Genomic DNA, 2,188 nt, shown 5'->3' on the forward strand with positions numbered 1-2,188 from the left:
ATTTACGATCCCGGCGATCTGATTCGAATCAGCCATCGCGAGTTTCGGAAAAACTCCAGTGTGATCGCCGAGGGGCAGCTCAACGCGGTATGTGAAACTCATCGAGGCGCGGGGTTCCTTCAGGTTGCTCTTTGGTCGGAACAACCTTCCTCGCGGAGCCCCGCGCCTTCGTCGCCACAGCCCCCAGGGACACTCACACCCCGTAACAATTACCCAACCTCACAAATCGTTGCCGGGAATGGCTCAATCCCGACCAGCCGAAGAACCAAAAGCAAACGATCTACACGACCTGACCAGTTACCGATGACCTTGTTGCGCGTATCGCGGACAGGACGCACCACAGCGAGCGGTACGTCGAGAACCGTCTGCGTGAGCTGACGGGCGTCGGCGGTGGCCAGGGTGGCCTGGGTGGCCAGTCCGGCGAGCGTTTCGGCGGCGGCCGGGGAAACCGGGGAAACCGGGGAAACCGGGGCAACCTCGGCAACCAGGGAAACCAGCAGGGCCAGCCGTTCGGCTCCCAGCAGTAGTTTTTCGAGGTCGGATCGGTTAGCGCCTCGTCTCACCGCGGGGAAGCCGGCGGGCCGCCCATCTTCCGTTCGCTACTTGGCGCGCGTGTTCAACACGTCGCGCCGAGTAGTGAACGGATCTCCAGAAGTTCATCAATCATTTTTACGGTTTCCGTGCTGCGCGGAAGATGGCGTAGCTGTTCCAGCATCGCGTCGGTTTCTTCCATACTGGGAACGTCGTCGATCGACGCGGCTATCTTGACAATGTCGGTTTTGGGAACACCACCTGTCTGCATACCGCACGGTCGCACACGCTGGTTCGCCAGTAATTAAGCCAGGGCTACCTCTGTGTTAATTGTGGGGCTGGTTCTGGTGCGACGCGTGATGGTTCGCATCCAGCGCGGCGTCCCGACGTGAAAACGGCCCCGGCCGGCGAGTGCCGGTCGGGGCCGCGGCGGGTGGGGGTCGGGTGCCCGGCACCGGCCTCGGGTGGGTCGATGCCGGCTCAGGATCGGCGCAGGATCGCCTGGGCGGTGTCGCGCAGTTGGCGGGCGCGCAGGCTGGTGTCGGTGGGATCCAGGTGATCGGCGGCGTCCAGGATCGTCGCCTGGGCGCGGCGGTGATCGGCGCGGCGAGCCTGCTGGTCGGTGGTGCGGCGCTCGTGCGGCGTGGCCATGTGACTCCCTCGTGGGACGGGCCCCGGTGGCGGGATGCCGGTCGGGGGCTGCGGCTGCGGCGGTGGCGGGTGGGGAGCGTCGGCGGTGGGTCCGCCCGCTCAGTGTGCGCATCCCGGCGACGACGTGCCTCCCCCGGTCCGAAATCCCACATCTGGCTCTGTGCACCTGCGGCGCGCCGTGACCCGCGGCTCCACCGGGACCGGCGGCGGCCGGCGAAGCGGACTTACCATGACGGCAGGGCCGGGATCGCCGCAGGGAGGTGGCATGACGCAGCCGACGGCCGCCGGCGGGCAGGCTCGGACACCGGCGCGCACGCAGAGCCTGACCCATCGGGATCCGGCGCAGGTCAGCCTGCAGGACGCCCTCGACGCCCTCGGCGACCCGGTGCGCCGCTGCATCCTGCGTACGTTGGCTGCCCGCCCGGACTGGACGCTGCCGTGTGGCAGCTTCGACGTGCCCGTCAGCGCGGCCACCCGCAGCCATCACTTCACGGTCCTGCGCGCCACCGGCCTGCTCGAGCAGCGTGACACCGGCCCCCGCCGGTTCAACCGGCTGCGCCGGGCCGAGTTCGACGACCGTTTCCCCGGCCTGCTCGACCTCATCCTGCACGAGGACGCCTACCTGCAGACGTAGCCGAGCCGGGATCCGGTCACGGGAGTCGGGCAGCGATCAGATCACCGACATGTCGGGCGGGCAGCGGTGGGATGGCGGGCGACGGCGATCGTGGCCCGGCGGCCGGCGCGTTTGGGGAGCAGCAGGATCGGGCGGGGCGCGGCCGGATCCGGCTGCGGGTCGATGGGGAGCAGGCAGGCCGCCTCGGCGACGCCCGGGATGCCGAGCGCGGCCTGCGCGGCGGCGCTGGGATGGGGGACGTCGACGGTGGCCAGGCGCTGCGGCGGGTAGCCCGTGACGGGCCAGTGGTGGTGGTGGGCGGCGGCGATGATGCCCGGCTCGCCGCGGCGGGCGGCGACGGTGGCCAGCAGGCGCACCGCGCGCGGCGGCACG

General features: G+C 69.7%; 4 protein-coding genes and 1 pseudogene. 2 read left to right on the forward strand and 3 right to left on the reverse strand.

Annotated features, from left to right (window positions below; all coding sequences use genetic code 11):
• Positions 1-302 precede the first annotated feature (302 nt).
• Positions 303-527, forward strand: a pseudogene (locus G6R25_RS28435) (hypothetical protein); the annotation flags it as partial.
• An 89-nt stretch (positions 528-616) separates the two neighbouring features.
• Here G6R25_RS28435 and G6R25_RS23590 read toward each other — a convergent pair.
• Entirely contained in the window at positions 617-802 is a 186-nt protein-coding gene (locus G6R25_RS23590; RefSeq protein ID WP_163554616.1) for a hypothetical protein, read from the reverse strand.
• 209 nt (positions 803-1,011) lie between these two features.
• Positions 1,012-1,182, reverse strand: a complete 171-nt coding sequence (locus G6R25_RS23595; protein WP_163554617.1) for a hypothetical protein — start codon at positions 1,180-1,182, stop codon at positions 1,012-1,014.
• A 265-nt stretch (positions 1,183-1,447) separates the two neighbouring features.
• On the opposite strand from G6R25_RS23595, the gene G6R25_RS23600 reads away from it, so the two are divergent.
• Complete coding sequence (locus G6R25_RS23600) at positions 1,448-1,816, forward strand: ArsR/SmtB family transcription factor (protein WP_163554618.1); 369 nt, start codon at positions 1,448-1,450, stop codon at positions 1,814-1,816.
• A gap of 41 nt (positions 1,817-1,857) precedes the next feature.
• Here the strand turns inward: G6R25_RS23600 and G6R25_RS23605 are convergent.
• Positions 1,858-2,188 (reverse strand): cobalamin biosynthesis protein (locus tag G6R25_RS23605; RefSeq protein WP_163554619.1); only part of this gene is annotated, 331 nt, incomplete at its 5' end.

The sequence above is a fragment of the Candidatus Frankia alpina genome (genome assembly GCF_902806485.1).
In the GTDB taxonomy this organism is placed as follows: Bacteria; Actinomycetota; Actinomycetes; order Frankiales; family Frankiaceae; genus Frankia; species Frankia alpina.